Here is a 22511-nt window from a genome sequence, read left to right as displayed (position 1 = left end):
CCGCCAGTCCCATGGCTCCAACTCGGAGCGCTCCCATCAATCACACGGTTGAATCAACCGGCACTTCGGATAAGACGAGCAGCCCCAGAACTGATTCCCTCGGTTTTCGCCTCGCTTAGCCCGCCGTAGCACCATTGGTGCACCACACCTCGGGCAGGTCTTATCAGCGGTTGCTTCGGCACTGATCTCACCCAGTCCAACTTCCATCGGAGAAACGTCAGCCGCAGCAAAACCGCCACGCCTCCCATTCGAGGAACCCGCCTCCTGACGGCCTTTAATTGCCGCTATATGCGCCATGCGGGTCGCCCGGTTGTTGGTTACACGCTGGATCTCGCGCAGCCGATCGACTAAAGACGTTACAGTTTCAGCATCAAGCAGCTCATCGGTGAACCCTTTAATTACTGGCAGTAATCCGTGAGTCATCACGGTCTTCGGCCTGTCTTCATTCTTTAAGGTGCAGACACCCAAGAAGAACACCAGGTTGTGAAACTTGTCCGCAGGAAGCTCCAATTCCTTCGCCAGCGCATCGATATGAAGCTTGTTCTGGTGAATCGGATTCTGAAACTTGAAGTTCCCGCGCCCAATGTACTGAGTCCACTGACGACTGGCTGCCCGTCCGTAGATCTTGCCCTTCATGTTCTTTGTCTCGATCACAAAGATGCCGAACTTGGAGACCACGACATGATCCAGTTGGGTGGTTCCTCGTCCATCGGGTCGCTGGAGGTAGAAATCGCTGACCGTTGTATAGATCGACTTATCGAGCAGCTTCAGTCCGAGGTAATGCAAAGCGAACTCGCCCCACCATCCTTTCCCTCTCGACGTCTTGAGGATAAACCACAAAAACGCGAGGGCTGAGATGTTGAAGAGCCACATCGGGCCCAGGGGAAGTTCCCACGCGAAAATGTCCATCCGCGGATTCTCCAACAATCGGCGATTGGATCAATCAAACAAATCACCAACATGCTAGATCCACAAGCCTATCGCTTCCGCCAGATCTTGCCAAAATTGCTTCCGGTGCCGTGATAATTCCCCAGGCTGTCCTTGCGCCATCCACCTCCGAAGTTCTTACCAGTACCCTCAAGATTCCCCTCGCTGTCGCGGCGGTAGCCCCGACCGAAATTCTCACCAGTGCCCTGTAGGTTCCCTGACGCATCGACACGCCAGCCTTTGCCAAAATCATCCCCGGTGCCGTTGAGGTTTCCACATGAGTCGCGCCTATAGCCTCGTCCGAAGTTGTCGCCGGTACCATGCAGATTGCCTTGGCTGTCTTCGTACCACCCACGCCCAAAGACATCCCCGGAACCCTCATAGCCACCCGCCAGGCCACTACCGACATCCAGTGCAACGGCTACTACTGCGACCAGTCCAATCTTCACAAATCGTTTCATCTGACTCTCCCTTTCCTTATTGGTTTGCGCACCCGCTTCATTGACCCATTACGGGGCACAGAGTCTCTGACGACGCATCTCGCAGCGCCATTCATTCCACCTTCGAGTTCTGGTGACAACCCGCTCCCAGCAGGCATCACAGCACGACAGATCCATTTGCGCCCAACTCGGGATTCCGCTCGGGTCCACAGCCTCAACTTCGCGGTGATCAAAGCCTTCCGGCACCTGGAAGCCCCGAATCACTCTGATCCCACGCCAATCACTAGCAAGGCGCTATTCCGCATCAGTGCCGATCCTCGGCGTCTTCGTCCGGGTCCTTACACAACACCACATCGATCGTATCGAGGGACTCAAGGTTGTACTCCGCGACCGCTCTACTCACGCCTTCAGCGACTAGCAACTCAATAGCACGCTCCCTGCTGACCCTTCCCCCGAGATACGATTCGATGATTTCATCCGTTGTCATCACAGCAGAGAATACGCCACCGATAGCATTGCGACGAGCCCAAGTGGCACGCACCTGGATGAACCACTGGCAGGTTTAGAGTTCATCCAAAGCCCACCTACAAAGTCTGGCGCGTTCTGTATTACCCCATCCCCCCGCCAATGTCCCATCCCTGTGGGCATCATGCACCGGTGGTGGGGCATTGCGCTGCGTCATGCACCGCCTGCGGTTTGTACACAATTGCAGATCCGCATTGATTCCACGCTCCTGACCCACTAACTAAGAGCCACGCTCCCCCGGTAGGAGCCACCATTCGCTACATCTTTCCCAGTCCCACCATGGCCGACACACCCAACAACCTCTCCTCCTTCATCTGGTCGGTCGCCGACCTTCTGCGCGGCGACTACAAACAATCCGAATACGGCAAAGTCGTCCTACCCTTCACCGTGCTGCGTCGTCTCGACTGCGTACTGGAGGCCACCAAGGAAGCCGTACTGGCGGAGAAGACCAAGCGCGAGGCCGCCGGGCTAAACCCCGAACCCTTCCTGCTCAAAGTCAGCCAGCAGCACTTCTACAACACCTCGCCGCTCGACCTGAAAAAGCTCATGGGCGACCAGGACCACATCGGCGAGAACCTGCGCTCCTACATGCAGGCCTTCTCACCCGCCGTGCGTGACATCTTCGAGAGCTTCGACTTCCACACCCAGATCGACCGCCTCGACAAAGCCGGGCTGCTCTACCTAGTCACCGAGAAATTCGCCACCATCGACCTCCACCCAGACACCATCTCCAATGCGGAAATGGGAGCCGTCTTCGAGGAGCTCATCCGCAAGTTCGCCGAGATCTCCAACGAGACCGCCGGGGAGCACTTCACCCCGCGTGAGGTCATCCGCCTCATGGTCAACCTCCTCTTCATCGAGGACGACGAAGCCCTGACCAAGCCCGGCATCGTCCGCTCCCTCTACGATCCCACCGCAGGGACCGGTGGCATGCTCAGCGTGGCCGACGAACACCTCACCGAGATCAACCCCGACGCCCGCCTCGTGATGTTCGGCCAGGAGCTCAATGGCGAATCCTACGCCATCTGCAAGGCCGACATGCTCATCAAAGGCCAGGACATCACCAACATCATCCACGGCAACACCCTTTCCGAGGACGGCCTCCCCGCCAAGCACTTCGACTACATGCTCTCCAACCCGCCCTTCGGCGTGGAGTGGAAGAAGATCAAAACCGCCATCACCAAGGAGCACAAAGAGCAGGGCTTCAACGGCCGCTTCGGCCCCGGTTTACCCCGCGTCTCCGATGGTTCCTTGCTCTTCCTCATGCACCTGGTCTCCAAGATGCGCCCGGCCAAAGACGGTGGCAGCCGGTTCGGGATCGTGCTCAATGGCTCGCCCCTCTTCACCGGCGGCGCGGGCTCCGGCGAGAGCGAGATCCGCCGCTACATGCTGGAGAACGACCTCGTCGAGGCCATCATCGGCCTCCCCACAGACATGTTCTACAACACCGGCATCTCCACCTACGTCTGGATCGTTTCCAACCGCAAGCCCGCCCACCGCAAGGGCAAGGTCCAGCTCATCGATGCCTCCTCCTTCTGGGAGAAAATGCGCAAATCGCTCGGCTCCAAGCGCAAGCAACTCTCCCCCGAGCACATCGACGACATCACCCGCCTCTTCGGCGACTTCGAGGAAGCCAGCCGCGACGGCAAGCCCGTCTCCCGCATCTTCAATAACGAAGACTTCGGCTACCACACCATCACCGTCGAGCGCCCCCAGCGGGATGACAAGGGCGAGATCGTCCTCGGCCAACGCGGCAAAGCCAAAGGCCAGCCCCAGCCAGACTCCTCCCTGCGCGATACCGAGAACGTCCCCCTCAGCGAGGACGTCGAGGCCTACTTCCAGCGCGAGGTCCTGCCCCATGCCGCAGACGCCTGGATCGACCACAGCAAGACCAAGGTCGGCTACGAGATCCCCTTCAACCGCCACTTCTACGTCTTCACCCCGCCGCGCCAGCTAGAAGCCATCGACGCCGACCTCAAGGACTGCACCGACAAGATCCTCAACCTCATCCAAGGTCTCTCCCAGTGAAGCATCAGGATTTCAGTTTTCCGCTTTCAACATTTCAGCTTTTCCAACCATGAGCTTCCCACGCTACCCCAAATACAAAGACATCGGCGTCCAGTGGCTCGGTGAAGTGCCAGAGCATTGGGAGGTAAAACCGCTATGGACCGCTTTTCGTAGAATTAAACGTACTGGGTATCCTGATGAGGAGCTGCTCTCCGTTTACCGGGATCTAGGAGTAATTCCAAAGGCTAGTCGCAACGATAACTTCAACAAGCCATCTGAAGATCTAAGTGGCTACCAGCTGGTTGAGCCCGGTGATCTAGCCATTAACAAGATGAAGGCTTGGCAGGGATCAGTCGCGATATCTGATCATCGTGGCATTGTCAGCCCTGCATACTTCGTCTTACGCGCCCTCCACAAAGAAGAGAGCCGCTTCCTACATTACTTGATGAGGTCTCCTCGTTACATCACAGGCTACCTTTCTAATTCTAAAGGGATCCGTGTTAACCAATGGGACTTACAGCCTGAACTGCACAGTCGAATGCCGTTGGTCTTCCCCCCCCTCACCGAGCAACGGGCCATCGCCGCCTTTCTCGACCGGGAGACCGCCAAGATCGACGCGCTGATCGAAGAACAAGGCCGCCTCATCGCGCTGCTCAAGGAAAAGCGCCAGGCCCTCATCTCCCACGCCGTCACCAAAGGCCTCACCCCCAAGGCCCCACTCAAACCCTCCGGCATCGAATGGCTCGGCGACATCCCAGAGCATTGGGAGGTGAAGAAACTTAAACACCTAGGTGAGGCCATTATTGGGCTCACTTACGGTCCAGGGGACATCGTCGATGAGAGTTGCGGTACACTGGTATTACGATCATCCAATGTCCAAAAAGGGCAGATATCATTCAATGATAACGTCTATGTCTGTTGCGAGATCCCTGAGAAATTGATCACAAGACCGGGTGACATCTTGATCTGTTCCCGAAATGGAAGCCGTGCTCTCATCGGGAAAAACGCAACAATTACCGAACAATCACAAGGACTTACCTTTGGTGCCTTCATGACCATCTACCGGAGCCCTGATAGCGCGTTCATTGGATGTGTATTGAACTCACCTCTGTTTGAATTTCAGGCAGGCGCCTTCATGACATCAACGATCAACCAACTGACAATTGGCGTCTTAAACAACTTCGAGATTCCGTACCCACCAGCCGATGAACGAGCCGCCATTGCGACTCACCTAGCTAATGAGAACAACAAACTCGACACCCTCACCGCTGAGGCCGAGCGGGCGATCGAGCTCTTGCAGGAGCGTCGCACCGCCCTCATCTCCGCCGCCGTCACCGGCCAAATCGACGTCAGTCAGGAGGTGTCCGCATGAGCCAGCTTGTTGCCGACCATCCAAGCGCGAAACCCAACGGCACCGCAGACACTCGTACTGCCGAGCCGTTGGACAAGGCGATCATCAGTGTCAAAGCGCTCCTCTCCGACCAGTCGCTGCGCATCCCGGAATACCAGCGTCCCTACAAGTGGGGCGTGAGGAACGTGAACCAGCTCTTTGGGGACATTACCAAGCACCAGGGCAAGTCCTCCTACCGCTTGGGCACCATTGTCTTCCACAAGGAAAAGGGCTGCAGAAACATTGTAGACGGACAGCAGCGGACGATCACCTTGCTCTTGATCGTAAAAGCCTTCCTCAAGGAGCGCCGGGATCAGGTTGAAGACCACCGGCTGAAGAAGCACCTGAGTGATTTTGATGCACAAGGTTTGATCGACCCGGAGTTCGACAGCGAGATCTCCCACCTCAACATCTACCGCAACTACCAAGAGATCTGCCGCCTGGTCACCCGCCCGGATTTCACCGAGGAGCTGATGGTGTTCCTGCTGGAGAAATGCCAGTTGGTGACCTTCTCGCTGGAGAATGTCTCCGAAGCGTTCCAGTTTTTCGATTCGCAGAACGCACGTGGTCGAGACCTGGAACCGCACGATCTGCTCAAGGCCTACCACCTGCGGGAGTTCACCGAAGCCGATGAATCACTGAAGGCTGCCACCGTGGCCCAATGGGAGAACTCCGAGACCGAGGAGCTCGCCAATCTGTTTGCCCTCTACCTCTACCGGATCAGAAACTGGGCGAAGGACAGCTCCGCCCGCTACTTTGGTAAGAACGACACCGGCCTGTTCAAGGGGGTGAACATGGAGAAGATCGCTGACTATCCCTATGTGGAGCAACTACGGATGGCCCACCATTTCGTCGATCACTACAACCACCAGTACGAGCGCCGGATCGATCACCATCGCCTCGACTTCCCTTTCCACCTCGACCAGATCATCATCAACGGCCGCCGTTTCTTCGAGCTGGTATCCCATTACCAGAACAAGGTGAAGGATATCCGTCATGCCGGAGAGAAGCTGCCCCCCATCGTAGACCACACCAAGCTGGACGAGCTGCCACGGCGCATCCTGGATACTCTGAACACCTACTCTGGTAGAAACCGCACCGGCGACCGCTACACACGCTCCATCTTTGACTGCTTGCTGCTCTACTACGTCGACAAGTTCGGACTGACGGAGATCTCGCGGGCGGTGGAGAAGATTTTCATCTGGTCCTACACGCTGCGCCTGAGGCAGCAGGTGGTCCAACTCGCGAGCATGGACAACCACGTGCTGGATAACGGTAATCTGTTCAAGCTGGTCAGGGAATCCACCCACCCGAGTGAGTTCCTCAGCTACCCGCTCGACACATTACAAGAGAAGGACGTCCACAAGACTGAAGCCACCAAGGCGATCAGGGAGCTTTTTGAAGAAATGAGGTACTATGCCGTTTAGCAACACCGAAGAAGTCACTCAACTTACCGTCAAGCAACTGCTGGGGAGCGATGACACTTACCTCATTCCCATGTACCAGCGCAATTACGCGTGGGAGAAGGGTGAGATCACCCAACTGATCCAGGACATCATCGACTACATGCCCGAGCAGCGGCCCTACTACATCGGCTCGCTCGTGGTCTTCCGTCGGCAAGCCGATCGTTCGGCGCGGCACACGGTCTTTGAGACGATCGATGGCCAGCAGCGGCTTACCACACTCTCCTTGCTGACTTCGTACCTGAAGAACAACGGATCTGCGAACACAGCGTGGTACCGCGACGCCAAGATCCACTTCGAAAGCCGACCGCTGTCGAAGAAGACCTTCGATACGATCACCAACCGTCACTTCCACAAGGAGCCCAGTGACGCGCTCAAGCCAGAGGAGATCAATACCGGTATCACCAACGGCTACCGGCTGATCGGCGAGGCTCTGGATCTCGCCTTCAAGAACAGCCCGGAGAAGCTCCAACATTTCGAGCGGTTCCTCTTTGAGCAGGTGCAGGTCATGCGGATTCAAGTCCCGGACGATACCGACCTCAATCACTACTTTGAGATCATGAACAGCCGTGGCGAACAGCTGGAGAAACATGAAGTGCTCAAGGCGAAGCTGCTGGAGGTGCTGAACCAAGAGCCTGATGATGCAATCAAAGAGAGCTCGAAGCGGACCCTGCATCTGGTCTGGGAGTCCTGCGCGAACATGGAGAAATACGCCCAGTCAGGGTTCTCTCCGAAGCTGCGTAATGAGCTGTTCGGGGACCAGAAATGGGATGAATTGCAGCCGAAGAACTTCGAGCAGTTGTGTCAAACCGTAGCCCAGCACAGCGAGGAAAGCAGCGCTGATGAGAGCAAAGCCTTGTCCTACATCATCGCCAACCCAGTAAAGGAGCGCACAACTACCGAGGATGGGGACGATACTCCCGACCGCTTCAACTCGGTGATCAACTTCCCGAACTTCCTGCTCCACATTCTGAGGATCAGCGTCAACGAAGGTACGCAGGCACACACGGACAATGACGTTCCACTCGACGACAAGAGACTGATTCAACTCTTTGAGGAGCATATCCTCAAGGCGGAGGCTCCGCTTGAGAGGAGCCGGAAATTCATCTTCAACCTACTGAAGGGTAAGCACCTGTTCGACCACTACATTATCAAGCGCGAGTTCCTCAAGGGATCCGATTCATGGAGCCTGAAGCGCTACAAATGGAACAAAGGTGATAGCCGTAATTCCCTTGGCAAGAGCAGCTATGTAAACACCTTCGACGGAGGCGATGATCAGCTCAATCGCAGCCTGTTGATGCTGCTCTCCGCATTTCATGTGTCGACGCCAACCATGGTCTACAAGCACTGGCTCAATGCGGCTCTGAACTATTTGTTCAGCAACGAATCTGACGTCATCGCGAGCGAGTACCTGACACACATGGAGGGCGTGGCTCGCGCCTTCGTATTTGATCGCTATCTGGTAAAAGGTGAAGGAGCCTCCTATTACGAGATGATCTATCGCCGCAAAGGAAAACCTCAGCGGGATCCAGGTACGCTTTCCGCTGGGGACATCAGCCCGCAAATGCGCTTCACCAAGATCAAAAACAACTTGGTCTTCAACTACCTCGACTACCTGCTGTGGCAGAAATACCGCAACGACAACAGTCAAAAGCAGATTGCAAACTACGAGTTCACTTTCCGCAGTTCCGTCGAGCACTACTACCCGCAGACACCGATGGAGGGAGTCAAGGATATGAGCGACGATCCTTCCCTACATTACTTTGGCAACCTCTGCTTGATCAGCCACAGCAAGAACTCCCGCCTCAGCAACTTCAGCCCGGCGGCCAAGAAGGACTATTACGCCCAGAACTCCATCGATAGTCCCAAGCAGCACCTCATGATGCAGTTTGACAACTGGGACAAGGCGGCAATCCTCGAGCACGAAGAGGAGATGATCTCGACACTACTCAACACCGATACAGCAGCCAGCTGAGCACAGCCTTCCCTCATGACTCCTAACGCCAAAACGATCCAAATCTTCCTCCCTGACGGGGATCCACGAGGCATCCGCATCGCCGAAATCACCACCCGCATTGTCCAGGTGATCGAGGTTCCCCGCAGCCTGCTGCAGGACTTCCTCAAGATGCCGGAGAGCGGGCAGGTCGGGTTGTACTTCCTGGTGGGAGGCGAGTCCGGCGAGCAGCCACTGGTCTACGTCGGGCAAACCGGCGAACTGCGAAAACGCCTCTCGCAGCACAACAACGACAGCAAAAAGGATTTCTGGGAGCGGGCACTGATACTGATCTCCCGGACCAACAGTCTGACCCAGACCCACGGCCTGTTTTTGGAGTGGCTCTCCCTGCAGGAAATCCGCAAAGCGGAGCGTTACTCGGACGAGAATGGCAACGGCGGGTCGAAACCGCACACGCCAGCTCCCTTGGAGGCTGAATGCCTGGAGATCTTCGACACAGCTCGCAGCTTGTTGGGCACGCTCGGATATCCGCTGTTCACCCCCTTGGTCACGCCCGAAAGTGGCTCGGAAAGCGAACAGAAATTCTACTGCAAAGGCCCGGGAACCGAAGGCGTCGGAATCTACAACACGGAGGGATTTGTCGTCCTCAAGGGATCCAAAGGACGCCGCTCCAGCGTGAAGTCGATCAAGGACACCAGCACCGAAAAATGGCGGGAGAAGATCATCGCATCGGACGTGGTGGAGGTCGATGGCGATTCGCTCACCTTCACCAAGGATCATTTGTTCGCCTCGCCCAGCGCGGCGGCCATCGCACTGAAGGGCCGCTCGGCCAACGGCTGGATCGAGTGGAAGACCGAAGATGGAAAAACGCTGGACGATGTGAAACGCCAATCCCAACAGCCCAAAGAACTCATCAACGCATAACCCCACCCTCCCCCTTGCACGACATCCAGATACTTTCTGTTAGCCTCTGAAAGTTCATCCTGCACCAACTGGCGTAAGAGAGCCCCCAACGCATCCAAACATCATGAACACGTCCTTGGAAATCACAGCCACCGTTGCTAAAAAAGTCGGCTTTGCCTCGCACCAGAACTCCGTCCCCCTTCTGTTGGAACTCGACCTTGAAAACAAGGGGGAAGAGGTCATGGAGGATCTGGTGATCGTGCTCAAGAGCGACCTTGGATTTCTAGAGACCAAGATCTGGCGCGTCGATCGGATCGAGCCCGGTTCGAGGATCCGGTTACCTGAAAGAGATGTCAAACTGAATGCCGGGATGCTGGCGGACTTGACCGAAGGCGTCAGCGGGGATGTTGTCATCGAGGTATGTAAGGAGGATGTCGATGGAGAAAAGGTAGCGAGTGAATCCTACCCTGTGGAGTTGCTGGCAAAGACCCATTGGGGCGGCACCGCGTCGATGCCCGAGTTGCTTCCCGCATTCTGCATGCCGAACGATCCAGCCATCGACAAAGTCTTGAAGATGGCCAGCGACACCCTGCGCCGGGCAGGCAAGAACGACTCCATCAACGGCTATGAGGACCGCTCACGCAGCAGGGTTTGGGAAATCACCTCGGCAATATGGTCCGCTGTGGCTGGACTCCAACTAAGCTACTCCCTGCCCCCCGCGAGCTTCGAGACATCAGGACAAAAGGTCCGCACCCCGGGAGCCATACTCGAAGGTCGTCTGGCCACCTGCTTGGACAGTTCCATGCTGTTCGCAGCTGCTCTGGAACAGGCCAGCCTCAATCCCCTCATCGTGATCACGGAAGGGCATGCCTTTGTTGGTGTCTGGTTGCAACCTCAGGAGTTCACCCAACTGACCATCGAGGAGGCCATGGCTGTGCGAAAGCGAGTCGAGTTGAAGGAGATCCTGGTATTTGAGACCACGCTGGTAACCAAGTCGCCCACACCGCCCTTCAGTAAGGCGGTCAAACATGCCGAAGCGAAGCTTAACGATGACGAGTTCCACATGGCGATTGATATTCGTCGCGCCCGCATGCGCCGTATCAAGCCGCTTGGGTTAGCGTCACCAATTGCCAAGCAAGCGGAGCACGTTGAGAAGCAAGAGATTTCAGATGCTTTGGAAGAAGCGCCAGTCCTGCCGCCGATCGATATTGAAATCACCACCACTGCGGAAACTCCAGACGACCGCATTACTCAATGGCAGCGCAAGCTACTTGATCTCACAGCAAGAAACCGATTGCTGCATCTCCCGCCGAACAGCAAACACATCCCTTTGACCTGCCCAGCCCCCGGCACCTTGGAGGATATGCTTGCAGCAGGCAAATCAATCAAAATCTCAGCCACGCCTGACCTGTCCGCAGGAGGTCGCGACGTCGAACTCTACGGCCAGCAAAACAACGAAGATCTGACCAAGCAATACGCCTTGGATGCTTTGGCTTCCAGAGAAGTACTTTCCCCACTGCCCGCGAAGAAGCTTGAGGCGTCGTTGATCGATCTCTACCGAAAGGCAAATTCCGACCTTGCTGAAGGTGGAGCCAACACACTTTTCCTCGCACTGGGCTTCCTCAACTGGAAGAAAAGCGCAGAAGACCCACGCACCTATCGCGCCCCACTCATCCTTTACCCAGTCACCCTGACGCGTAGAAGTGCACTCTCCGGAGTGGTGATGACCAGCCATGAGGACGAGCCCCGCTTCAACCTCACCTTACTGGAGCTATTGCGCCAAGACTTCGACCTTCACATCCCGGGCTTGGACGGCGACCTCCCCGAAGACGCGAGCGGCATCGATGTGGAAGGTATCTGGAATCATGTCCGGGTTGCAGTGAAGGACATCGCCGGATTTGAGGTCACCACCGATACGGCCATAGGCACCTTCTCATTCGCCAAATACCTCATGTGGAAAGACCTGGTGGATCGCCGGGAGCAACTCCTCGAGAATCCTGTGGTCAAGCACTTGATCGAGCGTGGCCAAGAGGGGTTTGAAGGCAACAGTGAATATCCAAAGGAACATGAACTGGATGAGAAAGTAGACCCATCATCCTTGTTCGCCCCGTTGCCCGCAGATTCCTCCCAGTTAGCCGCCGTGGTTGCTTCGGGTCAAGGCTCTCACTTCGTGTTGGACGGCCCCCCAGGCACAGGCAAATCACAAACGATCGCCAACATGATCGTTCACAACATTTCTCAGGGCCGTCGTGTTCTCTTCGTCGCGGAAAAGATGGCGGCATTGGAAGTGGTATACCGTCGACTCGAAGAGAGAGGGCTGGGCGATTTCTGTCTTGAGGTGCATTCGAACAACACCTCCAAAATGGAGATCCTGCAGCAACTTGACCGAGCATGGGAAGTACGCGGAGACCTGAGCCAATCCAAATGGGACGCAGAAACCACGCGCCTGCGCACTTTACGTGACCGACTCAACAAAGTCAGCCAGTGTCTCCATGAGCGGCATCCCAATGGAATGAGCGTCCATCAAGCCATCGGTATCGTTGCCAGAGACCATTCCAGTGCCACACCTGCACTCAAGTGGCATGCCGGGACTGTTCACGACCGTGACACATTCGATCAGATGCGTGAGGTTGCCAGAAGACTTGACCTCAACCTGGAATCATTCTCTGCGTGCCCTGCGGATTTCTCGATCATCACGCATAAGGAATGGTCCAACCAGTGGCAGGAGTCTGTACTCAGTCACGCCCAACGCCTGCCCCAAAAAGCCGAAAATCTGCGCGGTGCCAGGGACAAGGTACTGGCGAGCTGCAACCTCAAGTTGGAAGCGAACGACCACGAAGCTACCAGTAAGCTATTGGACTTCATCAAAACCGTCCTGCTCACTTATGAATGGGATCTCAATTTTGCATTCAGCCCGGACATCAACAAGAAGTCTGCTGCAATTGATGAGTTGATTCCTCTGCTGGATGAATACCAGAGGCTACTAAAGAACCTCTCTGTCCCCTATTCCGCGGATGCGCCAGCCAAAGTAAACATCGAGCAGATCGAGAGCGCATGGAACGAGGCGCAGGGCAAATTCCTGATCCTTGCCCTATTCGCGAAGAAGAAGGTGGCAAAGCAACTAGCCCAAGCCGGAGGCTGTAGTGGTGTACCCGATGTTCCATCCGATCTCCCACACCTCAGACGATTGAGGGAGATACACCTGAAAGTCAGTGGGCTGGATAAGCTGCTGAATGACGTACCAGGGTTCAACCTCCTCAAGTCAGATACCAAGCAATTGGCAGAAGCCCTGAAATTGAGCACCGCGCTCCGGGGCAAACTCTCCTCACTGGCTACCGAGCCTGATGAGTACGTCGACTTGTCATCTGCTACGCGCAGGATCGTCGTGGATGCCAATATGATGCTCTCACCAGAAGGCAGCATCAGCCAAGCGACAGCCCGACTGGCTCAAGCATTAGAAGAATACAGCATCGCTTTTGACCAATTCACCACCTTGTGTGGGATAGCCAATGACGAGATTCCCTCCTTCGATGCATTGGATCAAAGCTGTAGCGCCATCACGGACAACGAACACAAGCTCAAGTCATGGTGTACTTGGCAAAGGGTCCGTCAAGATGCGCTCTCACTTGGCCTGCAACCCCTCATAGTTGCGGCGGAGAACGGCAGCTTGCCGAAAGGTGAGGTCGAGCCGTCCTTCCTGGCAGCCTATAGCAAATGGTTTGCCGCCCAATCAATCGATCGCGAGCCCATCCTGCGTGACTTCGTTGCCGTCGAGCACATGGACAGCATCGATGAATTCCGCAAGATCGACGATGAGGTCGCTCGCCTTAGCATAGAGTACACCCGCACCGTGCTCGCTGGACGCCTCCCGTCCAAAACAGAAGTCGGCAAAAAGGACGGCTACGGCATCTTGAAGCATGAACTGCAGAAAAAGCGCCGCCACAAACCTCTCCGCCAGCTGGCATCTGAAATGGGTAGTGCTTTCGGCTATCTGGCACCATGCATGCTCATGAGCCCGCTTTCGATCGCCCAGTACCTGCCTGCCGACCAAGAGTTGTTCGATCTGGTGATCTTCGACGAAGCCTCCCAGATTGCACCGTGGGATGCGGTGGGTTCGATCGCCCGGGGAAAACAAGTGATCGTAGCGGGTGATCCAAAACAAATGCCCCCCACCAACTTCTTCCAACGCGCCAGTGGCGATAGCGACTTCGACGGCAGTGTTGAGGACGACATGGAGAGCATCCTCGATGAATGTCTGGCTGTCGGGATTCCACGCCATAGCCTGTCCTGGCACTACCGAAGCCGTCACGAGAGCCTGATCGCATTTTCCAACCACCAATACTACGGCGGCAACTTGATCACTTTCCCCGCCGCAGAGACACGTGAGAGTGCTGTCACATGGAGACGCGTCGATGGTGTCTATGCAAAGGGCAAGGCTCGAACCAACCAGGACGAAGCCAAGGCCATCGTGGCTGAAGTGGTTCGCCTACTGACCGATCCAGAGTTTGTTGCCGCAGATTATTCGCTCGGTGTCATCACCTTGAATGCCGACCAGCAGCGACTGATCGAAGACCTCTTGGATGATGCCAGACGAAAGCAACCCGAAATAGAACCGTTCTTCAGCCCGGACCGCACCGAGCCAGTCGTGGTGAAGAACCTGGAAACCGTACAGGGTGACGAGAGGGACTTCATTCTCCTGAGTATCGGCTATGGTCCGACCGAGCCAGGATCGCCGACCATGTCGATGAATTTCGGTCCACTAAACCGGGACGGTGGCGAACGCCGACTCAACGTCGCACTCACGCGATCACGCCGCGAAATGAAGGTTTTCACCTCGTTCGACCCCTCAATGATCGACCTGAACCGTACCAGTGCACGCGCAGTCAAGGACCTGAAACACTTCCTGGAGTTTGCTGAACGCGGCCCTCGTGCCCTGGCCGAGGCGGTAAAAGGCTCAGTCGGCGGATATGATTCCCCATTCGAAGAAGCCGTTGCCCGACGCTTGGAAGAGAAGGGTTGGCAAATCGTCCCTCAGGTCGGAGTCTCCCGCTTCCGGATCGACTTGGGCATCGTGCATCCTGATCGCCCGGGAGATTTCTTGGTGGGCGTCGAATGCGACGGAGCTACCTACCACAGCGCGGCTACTGCTCGAGACAGGGATAAAGTGAGGGCCTCTGTTCTCGAAGGGCTCGGTTGGAAGCTACTGCGTGTGTGGTCAACCGATTGGTTCGTCAACCAGGAAGCCGAGATAGAACGTCTCGACACGGCTATCCGTGAGTTACTCGAAGCGGACAAGCTGAAAACTGAATCCAAGATCTTGGAGTTCAGGGATACCAACGCTTTCGATACTACTGATACCGAGCAGCCGGAGGAGCTCCTTCCACTGAAGAAAATCGCCTGCAATGCGGTGGATACCATCCCTGCAGAAGAGAGCCCGGTCACTACGAAAACCACCACTCCCCAAGAATCACAGACAATCGCCAGACCGGTGGAATACGTAGTAACGGACTTCGCTGCCTTTGAAAGCAAACTCGACCCCGAGCTTTTTCACGATGAACTCTACACACCAGTTCTGAAAGAGCTCATCGAGCACACCTTGAAGACAGAGGCTCCAATTGCCGACGACCTTTTGGTCAATCGTATCGCCCGGGTTCATGGATTCAAACGATCCGGACGACTGATCAGGGAGAGAATTTTTTCAATTGTGGACGAGCACTTCCATACCAGCTCGGATGGAGATTCAAGTTCCTTCATTTGGATAGACGAGGCATCGAAAGCCTCTCTATCTTCACCCCGTGTCCCTGTCTGCGAGGACAGCACCCGCAAAATCGAACATATCGCCCCTGAAGAAATCCTCTTGGCCTCGAAGCACATCCAAGGCGATGACCAGGCTTATGAAATCTCAAGACTCTTTGGGGTCAGACGGCTTTCCTCAAATGGACGTGAGTGCATCGAACGCGCCCTCTCCTCCAATTAGACAGATCCTATCAATCGAACAGCCAAACCCGACAAATGGCGGAAAGCTTTTTCGAGTGACGCAAGGCGCGAACCGCGACACCGGCGGGATACCTGAATGAAAACCACGGCATCATTCAAAAAATGACCGCCAAGATCACATTTCCCGCCCCCATCCCACTAATCCAATCCCCATCGGTTGCTACAAAGTAACCGCTCATTTGGCACCTCCCCACCCTCTCCCATGCACGACATCCACAAGGAAATCAGCTTCGAAGACGAGATCTGCGCCCACCTTTCCAAGCACGGCTGGCTCTACGCCAAGGGCGATGCCCAGCACTATGACCGGGAGCGGGCGCTTTTCCCGGCCGACCTCGTGGCGTGGGTGAAGGAGTCGCAGCCGAAGGCATGGGAGGCGCTGGTGAAGAACCACGGCAGCCAGGCGGAAACCACGCTGCTCACCCGTGTGCGCGACCAACTCAACCAACGCGGTTCGCTGGATGTTCTGCGCAATGGAGTGGAACTGCTCGGGCTCAGACAGGCGCTGCGCCTCGCTCAGTTCAAACCGGCCTTCGCGCTCAACCCGGAGATCCAAAGCCGCTATGAGGCGAACCGTTTGCGCGTGGTGCGCCAAGTTCATTACTCGCTCTACAACGAGAACTCGATCGATCTCGTGCTCTTCCTCAATGGGCTGCCCATTGCCACAGCTGAACTAAAGACGGACTTCACTCAATGCGTGGGCGATGCCATCGACCAATACCGCTACGACCGGAACCCCAAACCCAAGGGGCAGAACCCGGAGCCTCTGCTCTCGTTCCCATCGGGAGCCTTGGTTCACTTTGCCGTGAGTAACCGCGAGGTCCACATGACCACCAAGTTAGTGGGAGGTAACACCTTCTTCCTCCCCTTCAACCTGGGGAACAACGGAGGCGCTGGGAATCCGCTCAACCCGAACGGACACTCCACCAGTTACCTCTGGGAACAGGTGTGGCAACGCGAGGGATGGCTGGAGATTCTTGGTCGTTACCTCATCAGCGAGAAGGACAAGAAAGGTAAGATCAACAAGGTCATCTTCCCTCGTTATCATCAGCTCGATGCCACCCGCAAACTGCAACAGGCGGTGGTAGCGGACGGCCCCGGCACCAAGTACCTGGTCCAGCACTCGGCAGGATCGGGTAAGACGAACTCGATCGCATGGACGGCGCACTTTTTCTCCGAGCTGCACGATGCCAAGGATGAGAAGGTGTTCGACAGTGTGATCGTGGTCTCCGACCGCAATGTGATCGATTCCCAGCTGCAGGACGCTTTATTCAACTTCCAGCGCAAGACCGGCGTGGTCGCCCGCATTGACGGCAAGACCGGGAGCAAGAGTGCCGCATTGGCCGAGGCTCTCTCAGGGGACAAGAAGATCGTGGTTTGTACGATCCAGACCTTCCCGTTCGCCTTGGAAAAGGTGCGTGAGCTGGCTGCTACGGAAGGCAAGCGCTTCGCAGTGATCGCGGACGAAGCCCATAGTTCGCAAACCGGTGAGGCCGCAGCCAAGCTCAAGGCGGTGCTCAGCCCGGAAGAGCTGGAGGAAATCAACGACGGGGGCGAAATCAGCGCGGAGGACATTCTTGCCGCACAAATGACTGCCCGCGCCGATGACCAAGGAGTGACCTTTGTCGCCTTTACCGCCACCCCTAAGGGCAAAACTCTGGAGATCTTTGGCACCCGCCCGGATCCGAGCCGCAAGCCTGCGGAGGACAACGTGCCGCGGCCATTCCACGTCTACTCGATGCGTCAGGCCATTGAGGAGGGATTCATCCTCGACGTGCTGAAGAACTACACCAACTACAAGCTGGCATTCAAACTCTCCCACCAAGGCAAGGACTACGATGACACCCAGGTGGAGAAGTCCACCGCCATGAAGGGCATCATGGGCTGGGTCCGCCTGCACCCGTACAACATCTCCCAAAAGGTGGAAATCATCGTCGAGCACTACCGCCAGAACGTCACCAAGCTGCTCGATGGCAAGGCCAAGGCCATGGTCGTGGTGGGCAGCCGCAAGGAGGCGGTGCGCTGGTCGCTGGCGATCAACCAATACATCAAGGAGAAGGGCTACGGCTATGGCACCCTTGTCGCCTTCTCCGGCAAAGTCAGCGACCCTGAATCCGGCCCGGATGAGTTCACCGAAACCTCGGAGACGCTCAATTCCGGTCTGCACGGACGTGACATCCGCGAAGCCTTCAAGGACGAGGCATTCCACATCCTTCTGGTGGCAAACAAATTCCAGACCGGCTTCGACCAACCGCTGCTCTGCGCGATGTATGTGGACAAACGCCTTTCCGGGATCCAGGCCGTCCAGACCTTGTCGCGACTGAACCGCTGCCACCCGGGCAAAGACACCACCTATGTGGTCGACTTTGCCAACGAAGCCGAGGACATCCTCAAGTCGTTCCAGGTCTATTACGAGACAGCCGAGCTGGAAACCACCACGGATCCAAACTTGGTCTACAACCTCCGCGCCAAGCTCGACGGTGCAGGCTTCTACGATGACAACGAAGTCGATCGCGTGGTCAACATCGAGCTGCGCTACGACGCGACGCAGGCCATGCTTTTCAAAGCGATTGAGCCTGTCGCAGACCGCCTGCTCAAGCGATTCAAAGCCGCCACAGCCGCCTACACGCAGGCCAAGGAAAAGGGCGATGATTCTGGAGCCAAAGCAGCCAAGGAAGAGATGGATTGCCTGACCCTCTTCAAGGCCGACCTCGGTGCCTTCCTGCGCCTCTACACCTTCCTCTCGCAGATCTTCGACTACGGCAACACCGACATCGAGAAGCGCGCCATTTTCTACAAGCATCTGGTACGCCTGCTGGACTTCGGCCGCGAGCGCGATGGCATTGACCTGTCCAAGGTGAAGCTGACCCACCACAAGCTCAACAAGCAGAAGAACTCCGACACCACTCTTGGTGAGGGCAAAGGAGAGTACCTCAAGCCGATCACCGAATCGGGCAGCGGATCCATCCAGGAGAAGCAGAAGGTACAAATGAGTGCCATCATCGAGCAGCTCAATGAGCTCTTCGGCACGGAGACCACGGACGATGACCAGCTGATCTATGTCAACAACGTCATCCTCGGCAAGCTGCTCGAATCCGACAAGCTCCGCACCCAGGCCCAAAGCAACAGCAAAGAGCAGTTCGCCAGCTCCCCGGACCTCATGCCAGCACTGCAGGACGCCATTATCGAGGCTCTGGACGCCCATAGCACAATGAGCACCAAAGCCCTCAACTCAAAGGACACCTTACACGGCATCCTGCGCGTCCTACTCAACCACGCCAACCTGTGGGAGAAACTCCGAGGCGATGGGGACGGGGAGTAGGGATGTGGGGGTAATCACTCGCCAGATCAGGAATAGGAGCGGATCACAATCTGACCTTTAAATAACCTAGCGAGGCCACAAGGAAAATCAGCACAATTTCCCGAAGTCCTGCTACGCTTTAGAGACAAAGCCTGATCGTTCTCGGCCCACAATTTGATGTACCAACGACCTCCAGTAAGCCCTCGCCCTCCGTCCAAAAAACAGGGACTCCTACTTTTTCTATTGGCAGTACTACAGGTGACACTTCTCGCCGTCAGACTAGCCGGCATCTCCGGGATATCATGGTGGGTCGCCCTCGCACCACTCACCATCGGCCTGACAGCACTTCTATGCATCCTCAGCGCTCGACCTCCCCTTGACGGCGAGCACCTCATTAAGCGTCCAAGCAACCTCACCGCACTTCTGTCCGCCGCACAGGTTTGGCTTCTGGCCACTCGTTACCTGCTCGCCGACTGGGCACCCGGTATCTCCCAATGGCCATGGTGGATGTTTTGGTCGCCATCACTGATTCTAATGATGGTCTTTGCCATCCGAGCTATCGGCAGCGAGAGCAAATCACTCCGAATCAAGGCGAGCTGACACCTTGTCCGCCACAGAGCCACCCGCCCCATGCCTCATTGCTTGAAGCACGCCCTCAATGTCCGAATAGGTCCGGCTTTTGACATGTCCAGATCAAGTCACATACGCATCACTCCTCTGTCATCCGCAGTCACGTTTGTCACCGTGTCATTTCGAGTTGGGCAAGGAATTCCCTATTGAACCTACCCCCCTTTAAGGTCGGGAGAAAAACCGCGTTTTTTGCACATTCAACACTTTTGAGATCAGCCTCAGCGCTGAAATTGGGATCAATTCGCCATTTATTCTCGAGCTCCTCGAGGTATCCCGCTGCGGTCAGACATTTTAGAGCAGTCCTACACAGCTCCGCCCGCATTGAACTACATCTGCGCGAGATCTCCCGCACCGTCATTGGGGTATCATCCATCTTAGGCAGGATGCGGAGTGCAGCGTTCTCAACAAGTGCCAGTTCCGCGCCATGGCGCAATCCAACCCGGACGTCGCGCGACTGAAGAAGCAGGTACTTGCCCAAGTGAAATGCCCAGAGCCAAATCTCCTCTGGAATTCTTTGCGGGGATGTCCACACGAGGTGCAAACCGACACCAAGACTCGGAAAGATTTTGTGAGCGAGTCCAATCTGCGAACTATCTCCTCCCGCCCATTCCGCAGCAAACTGATTCCATTGTTCAACGTACCGTGCCGGCACCCTGTACATACCAATCCTCGAAGCGTCAACGCCGACCCTCATCTTGTACAGGCGTTCCAGAAGCGGGCGATAACCGCGTGCACTCCGATCCTCGGCCTCCAAATCAAATTCAGCTTTAGACGCATCCAACCACACACAGCGGTGAACCCAGCTCCCCTGCCCTGCAAGAGACGCAATTTCACGGGCGGTATCATTGTTGGTCATCGCCAAGACCTCTCCCGTAACAGAAATGCCAGGATCACCACTCACCAGGGAAGTTGTATAGCCGTCAGTTAGCAAGTCCCCAACCAGGCTTCCAAGAGAGTCAGCTTGAGATCGGCTGTCGATCGTAGCTACCACCAGAGCTCGGCCGTTGTGAGCTTGGGAAAGAAGCTTTGCCATGCCCCCCGGTGAGCTGCCGGTTACCAGCACCCTTGGCGACATCCATTGTTCCAATTTAGCTTGGACCTCATCAGAAGTCCCTCCTCGACAAAGAATTTGAGCAGGATTCAGATCCATCTTTGGCGCAAGCCCCATCTGCAAGGACCTGGTAACGAAGTCCGCTTTCGAGATGGCCCAGTTCTGTGACTCCCTAAGTGGGGTGATCAACTCGGATCGGACTCTGGCATTGAAGACCTCATCCCCTGACACGATACTAAAGCCTCCAGCGATCAAGCTAGCCCCCCTCGTGGGCTCCACATCACGAGGCAAGATCTGGGTGGCCGCGGCACTGAGGGCGGATAACATATTCAACCCTTGCTTAACATCCCCGCCACCAAGAGCCTTGCACCCATATTGTTGTGAGATTTTCTCAAGGATCTTGTTGGTTGCAAAAGAATCGGGGAAATTCAGATCCTCTACCGGAGGCTGGTTCGAAGTTTGGTCTTTCATGGTTGAGATACATTTCCGTGCAACTAGCGGCGCAAGTAACACTAACCACCACAGTCTGCCTTCCAGAACCAAAACAAGCAAGATTCTTCTGTGCACTTCGCCTCCTTCATGTCACACAACTCACACCGACAAGCTTAAGTTCGACATGCCCCAACTCAGACAGCACCCAGTAAAGGCTCTTAGATCCCTCCTGGCTGGAGGCCCGCTACGCGAGGGCTCATTAAGGGAGTTTGCCAAGCAGCTCAAGGGCATCAACTTTTCCCAAGTAGGGCGTGTAGAACGCTACGAGCTGCCGGTCTCAAAGCAGCTCTCAACCAGAATCCAGCAACAATTTGGAGCGTGGATTGCTCCTGGGCACTACTACCCGGGCAAAAACACGACGCCTGTAGACCAATTGGTGCCCTTGAAGCCTGACCATGACTTCATCCCCCGCAACGCGTTTGGAGCGGATTGGAAATTGTTCCACCGCAGGAGCGAGTTCCTCGGACGAGGTCTGGCGCTGCATGTGCAAGGAGGCGAATACCGGTCGATTGACGAACTCGCAGAGGATTGCTGCCGCTTGATTCAGGAGACCCGGGGAATCCGAGGGTCAGGACAGATCAGAGTATTTCCATCCGCTCTTCATCTGGAGCCCTACACCAGGGACTCATACGACGCATTCCAGCGGACTCACACTGATGATGCGCTCAGTGAGAATCCCCCCTCCACTCCGCTATTGGACGACCAAGATGTCTATTTGCTCTCACTGCTCCCCCGATTGCTGGCGCAGACCCGTGCCGCAGCAACCGATGCTCCTGAGTTCCTCGCGCTCAAGGAGGCTCTAAGAGGCGCGGCTTGCAGTCGGATGGTGAAAGACGCTCAGTATCGGGCAATCGAATCGTTTTGCAGGCTCTTCGTCCTCAATAGCGACTTTGCCACCAAATTCGAGGAAACCCCGCTCGAAAAGCTGATGTGGGCCAACAAGATCTGGACACATCCCGGGGAGATCCCCTCATCACGCGAACTGCTGGATTGGTTCAATCGACCGTCACAGGCAGACATACAAGGCTGCGTTGACTATGAGGAGCAAGGGATGCCTGCACCTCTCTGGCTGCAGAACTACCGACTGCTCTACCCTCAGCGATTCGACTCATTGATGCAATCACACCCGATCGATCGCAGGATCCTGGGTAAAGCCGATTACTTCGGGGAATTTCCGTTCCTCAACAAGATGGTCTGAGTCATCGCCCGCCCTTAAAGTGGAGACTTTTTGCCAACGGTGGAGGCTTTCGATTCAGCCAGCTTCCACGCTGCATCCCTGAAAAGTTGTGGGGCAAAAGCAATTAGTGGAAGCGTGGACGCTAGATATGGGATTCATACACACTTTTAAGAGTTCCTCTTGTACCCAGGCAAACTCACCCAACTCTTTGATTCAGGATCCACACCTCCACCATTCACGACAAACGCCTCAACATA

The 22511-nt window shown here is 55.9% G+C and carries 13 protein-coding genes; 9 read left to right on the top strand and 4 right to left on the bottom strand.

Features of this window, described 5'->3' with window-relative positions; all coding sequences use genetic code 11:
* Positions 1-36: 36 nt before the first annotated feature.
* From G3M56_RS07345 to G3M56_RS07335, 3 genes are all read right to left on the bottom strand, one after another.
* Positions 37-909, bottom strand: a complete 873-nt coding sequence (locus G3M56_RS07345; protein WP_164361613.1) for a nuclease-related domain-containing protein — start codon at positions 907-909, stop codon at positions 37-39.
* Between the two features lie 68 nt (positions 910-977).
* On the bottom strand, positions 978-1388 hold the full coding sequence (locus G3M56_RS07340) for a hypothetical protein (RefSeq protein WP_164361611.1): 411 nt from the start codon (positions 1386-1388) through the stop codon (positions 978-980).
* Between the two features lie 283 nt (positions 1389-1671).
* Positions 1672-1854 (bottom strand): hypothetical protein, encoded by a 183-nt coding sequence (locus G3M56_RS07335; protein ID WP_235203306.1) that lies wholly within the window; start codon positions 1852-1854, stop codon positions 1672-1674.
* 317 nt (positions 1855-2171) lie between these two features.
* On the opposite strand from G3M56_RS07335, the gene G3M56_RS07330 reads away from it, so the two are divergent.
* The 8 genes from G3M56_RS07330 to G3M56_RS07295 all read left to right on the top strand — a co-directional run bounded on the left by G3M56_RS07330 (position 2172) and on the right by G3M56_RS07295 (position 19504).
* Positions 2172-3920: a type I restriction-modification system subunit M gene (locus tag G3M56_RS07330; RefSeq protein WP_164361607.1), complete on the top strand. Its 1749-nt coding sequence runs from the start codon at positions 2172-2174 to the stop codon at positions 3918-3920.
* A gap of 49 nt (positions 3921-3969) precedes the next feature.
* Positions 3970-5271, top strand: coding sequence for a restriction endonuclease subunit S (locus tag G3M56_RS07325; protein WP_164361605.1), 1302 nt, complete (start codon positions 3970-3972; stop codon positions 5269-5271).
* The gene (locus G3M56_RS07320; RefSeq protein WP_164361603.1) at positions 5268-6716 is read left to right on the top strand and encodes a DUF262 domain-containing protein; all 1449 of its coding nucleotides are present in this window, start codon (positions 5268-5270) and stop codon (positions 6714-6716) included. Before G3M56_RS07325 ends, G3M56_RS07320 begins: the two co-directional genes overlap by 4 nt.
* The gene (locus G3M56_RS07315) at positions 6706-8727 is read left to right on the top strand and encodes a DUF262 domain-containing protein (RefSeq protein ID WP_164361601.1); all 2022 of its coding nucleotides are present in this window, start codon (positions 6706-6708) and stop codon (positions 8725-8727) included. Before G3M56_RS07320 ends, G3M56_RS07315 begins: the two co-directional genes overlap by 11 nt.
* Positions 8728-8742: 15 nt before the next feature.
* Entirely contained in the window at positions 8743-9630 is an 888-nt protein-coding gene (locus G3M56_RS07310) for a GIY-YIG nuclease family protein (protein ID WP_164361600.1), read from the top strand.
* Positions 9631-9733: 103 nt separating this feature from the next.
* Positions 9734-15586 carry a DUF3320 domain-containing protein gene (locus G3M56_RS07305; RefSeq protein ID WP_164361598.1) on the top strand — a complete coding sequence of 1951 codons (5853 nt, stop codon included), beginning with the start codon at positions 9734-9736 and terminating at the stop codon, positions 15584-15586.
* Between the two features lie 222 nt (positions 15587-15808).
* Positions 15809-18925: a type I restriction endonuclease subunit R gene (locus G3M56_RS07300; RefSeq protein WP_164361596.1), complete on the top strand. Its 3117-nt coding sequence runs from the start codon at positions 15809-15811 to the stop codon at positions 18923-18925.
* 222 nt (positions 18926-19147) lie between these two features.
* On the top strand, positions 19148-19504 hold the full coding sequence (locus G3M56_RS07295) for a hypothetical protein (protein ID WP_164361594.1): 357 nt from the start codon (positions 19148-19150) through the stop codon (positions 19502-19504).
* 139 nt (positions 19505-19643) lie between these two features.
* Here the strand turns inward: G3M56_RS07295 and G3M56_RS07290 are convergent, their stop codons facing one another.
* On the bottom strand, positions 19644-21056 hold the full coding sequence (locus G3M56_RS07290) for a hypothetical protein (protein WP_164361592.1): 1413 nt from the start codon (positions 21054-21056) through the stop codon (positions 19644-19646).
* A gap of 145 nt (positions 21057-21201) precedes the next feature.
* Here G3M56_RS07290 and G3M56_RS07285 point away from each other — a divergent pair, with 145 nt between their 5' ends.
* Entirely contained in the window at positions 21202-22275 is a 1074-nt protein-coding gene (locus tag G3M56_RS07285) for a hypothetical protein (protein ID WP_164361590.1), read from the top strand.
* Positions 22276-22511: the final 236 nt, after the last annotated feature.

It is taken from the genome of Sulfuriroseicoccus oceanibius (assembly GCF_010681825.2).
Lineage (GTDB): Bacteria > Verrucomicrobiota > Verrucomicrobiia > Verrucomicrobiales > SLCJ01 > Sulfuriroseicoccus > Sulfuriroseicoccus oceanibius.
The sequence above is the reverse complement of the archived record's forward strand: the minus strand, read 5'-3'. Positions and strand labels throughout refer to the sequence as shown.

Excerpts from the sequence above, each read along its gene's own strand:
- G3M56_RS07325 (WP_164361605.1), top strand. The coding sequence starts at position 3,970 with ATGAGCTTCCCACGCTACCCCAAATACAAAGACATCGGCGTCCAGTGG.
- G3M56_RS07290 (WP_164361592.1), bottom strand. The coding sequence starts at position 21,056 with ATGAAAGACCAAACTTCGAACCAGCCTCCGGTAGAGGATCTGAATTTC.
- G3M56_RS07340 (WP_164361611.1), bottom strand. The coding sequence starts at position 1,388 with ATGAAACGATTTGTGAAGATTGGACTGGTCGCAGTAGTAGCCGTTGCA.
- G3M56_RS07285 (WP_164361590.1), top strand. The coding sequence starts at position 21,202 with ATGCCCCAACTCAGACAGCACCCAGTAAAGGCTCTTAGATCCCTCCTG.
- G3M56_RS07315 (WP_164361601.1), top strand. The coding sequence starts at position 6,706 with ATGCCGTTTAGCAACACCGAAGAAGTCACTCAACTTACCGTCAAGCAA.
- G3M56_RS07305 (WP_164361598.1), top strand. The coding sequence starts at position 9,734 with ATGAACACGTCCTTGGAAATCACAGCCACCGTTGCTAAAAAAGTCGGC.
- G3M56_RS07330 (WP_164361607.1), top strand. The coding sequence starts at position 2,172 with ATGGCCGACACACCCAACAACCTCTCCTCCTTCATCTGGTCGGTCGCC.
- G3M56_RS07335 (WP_235203306.1), bottom strand. The coding sequence starts at position 1,854 with ATGACAACGGATGAAATCATCGAATCGTATCTCGGGGGAAGGGTCAGC.
- G3M56_RS07310 (WP_164361600.1), top strand. The coding sequence starts at position 8,743 with ATGACTCCTAACGCCAAAACGATCCAAATCTTCCTCCCTGACGGGGAT.
- G3M56_RS07320 (WP_164361603.1), top strand. The coding sequence starts at position 5,268 with ATGAGCCAGCTTGTTGCCGACCATCCAAGCGCGAAACCCAACGGCACC.
- G3M56_RS07345 (WP_164361613.1), bottom strand. The coding sequence starts at position 909 with ATGGACATTTTCGCGTGGGAACTTCCCCTGGGCCCGATGTGGCTCTTC.
- G3M56_RS07300 (WP_164361596.1), top strand. The coding sequence starts at position 15,809 with ATGCACGACATCCACAAGGAAATCAGCTTCGAAGACGAGATCTGCGCC.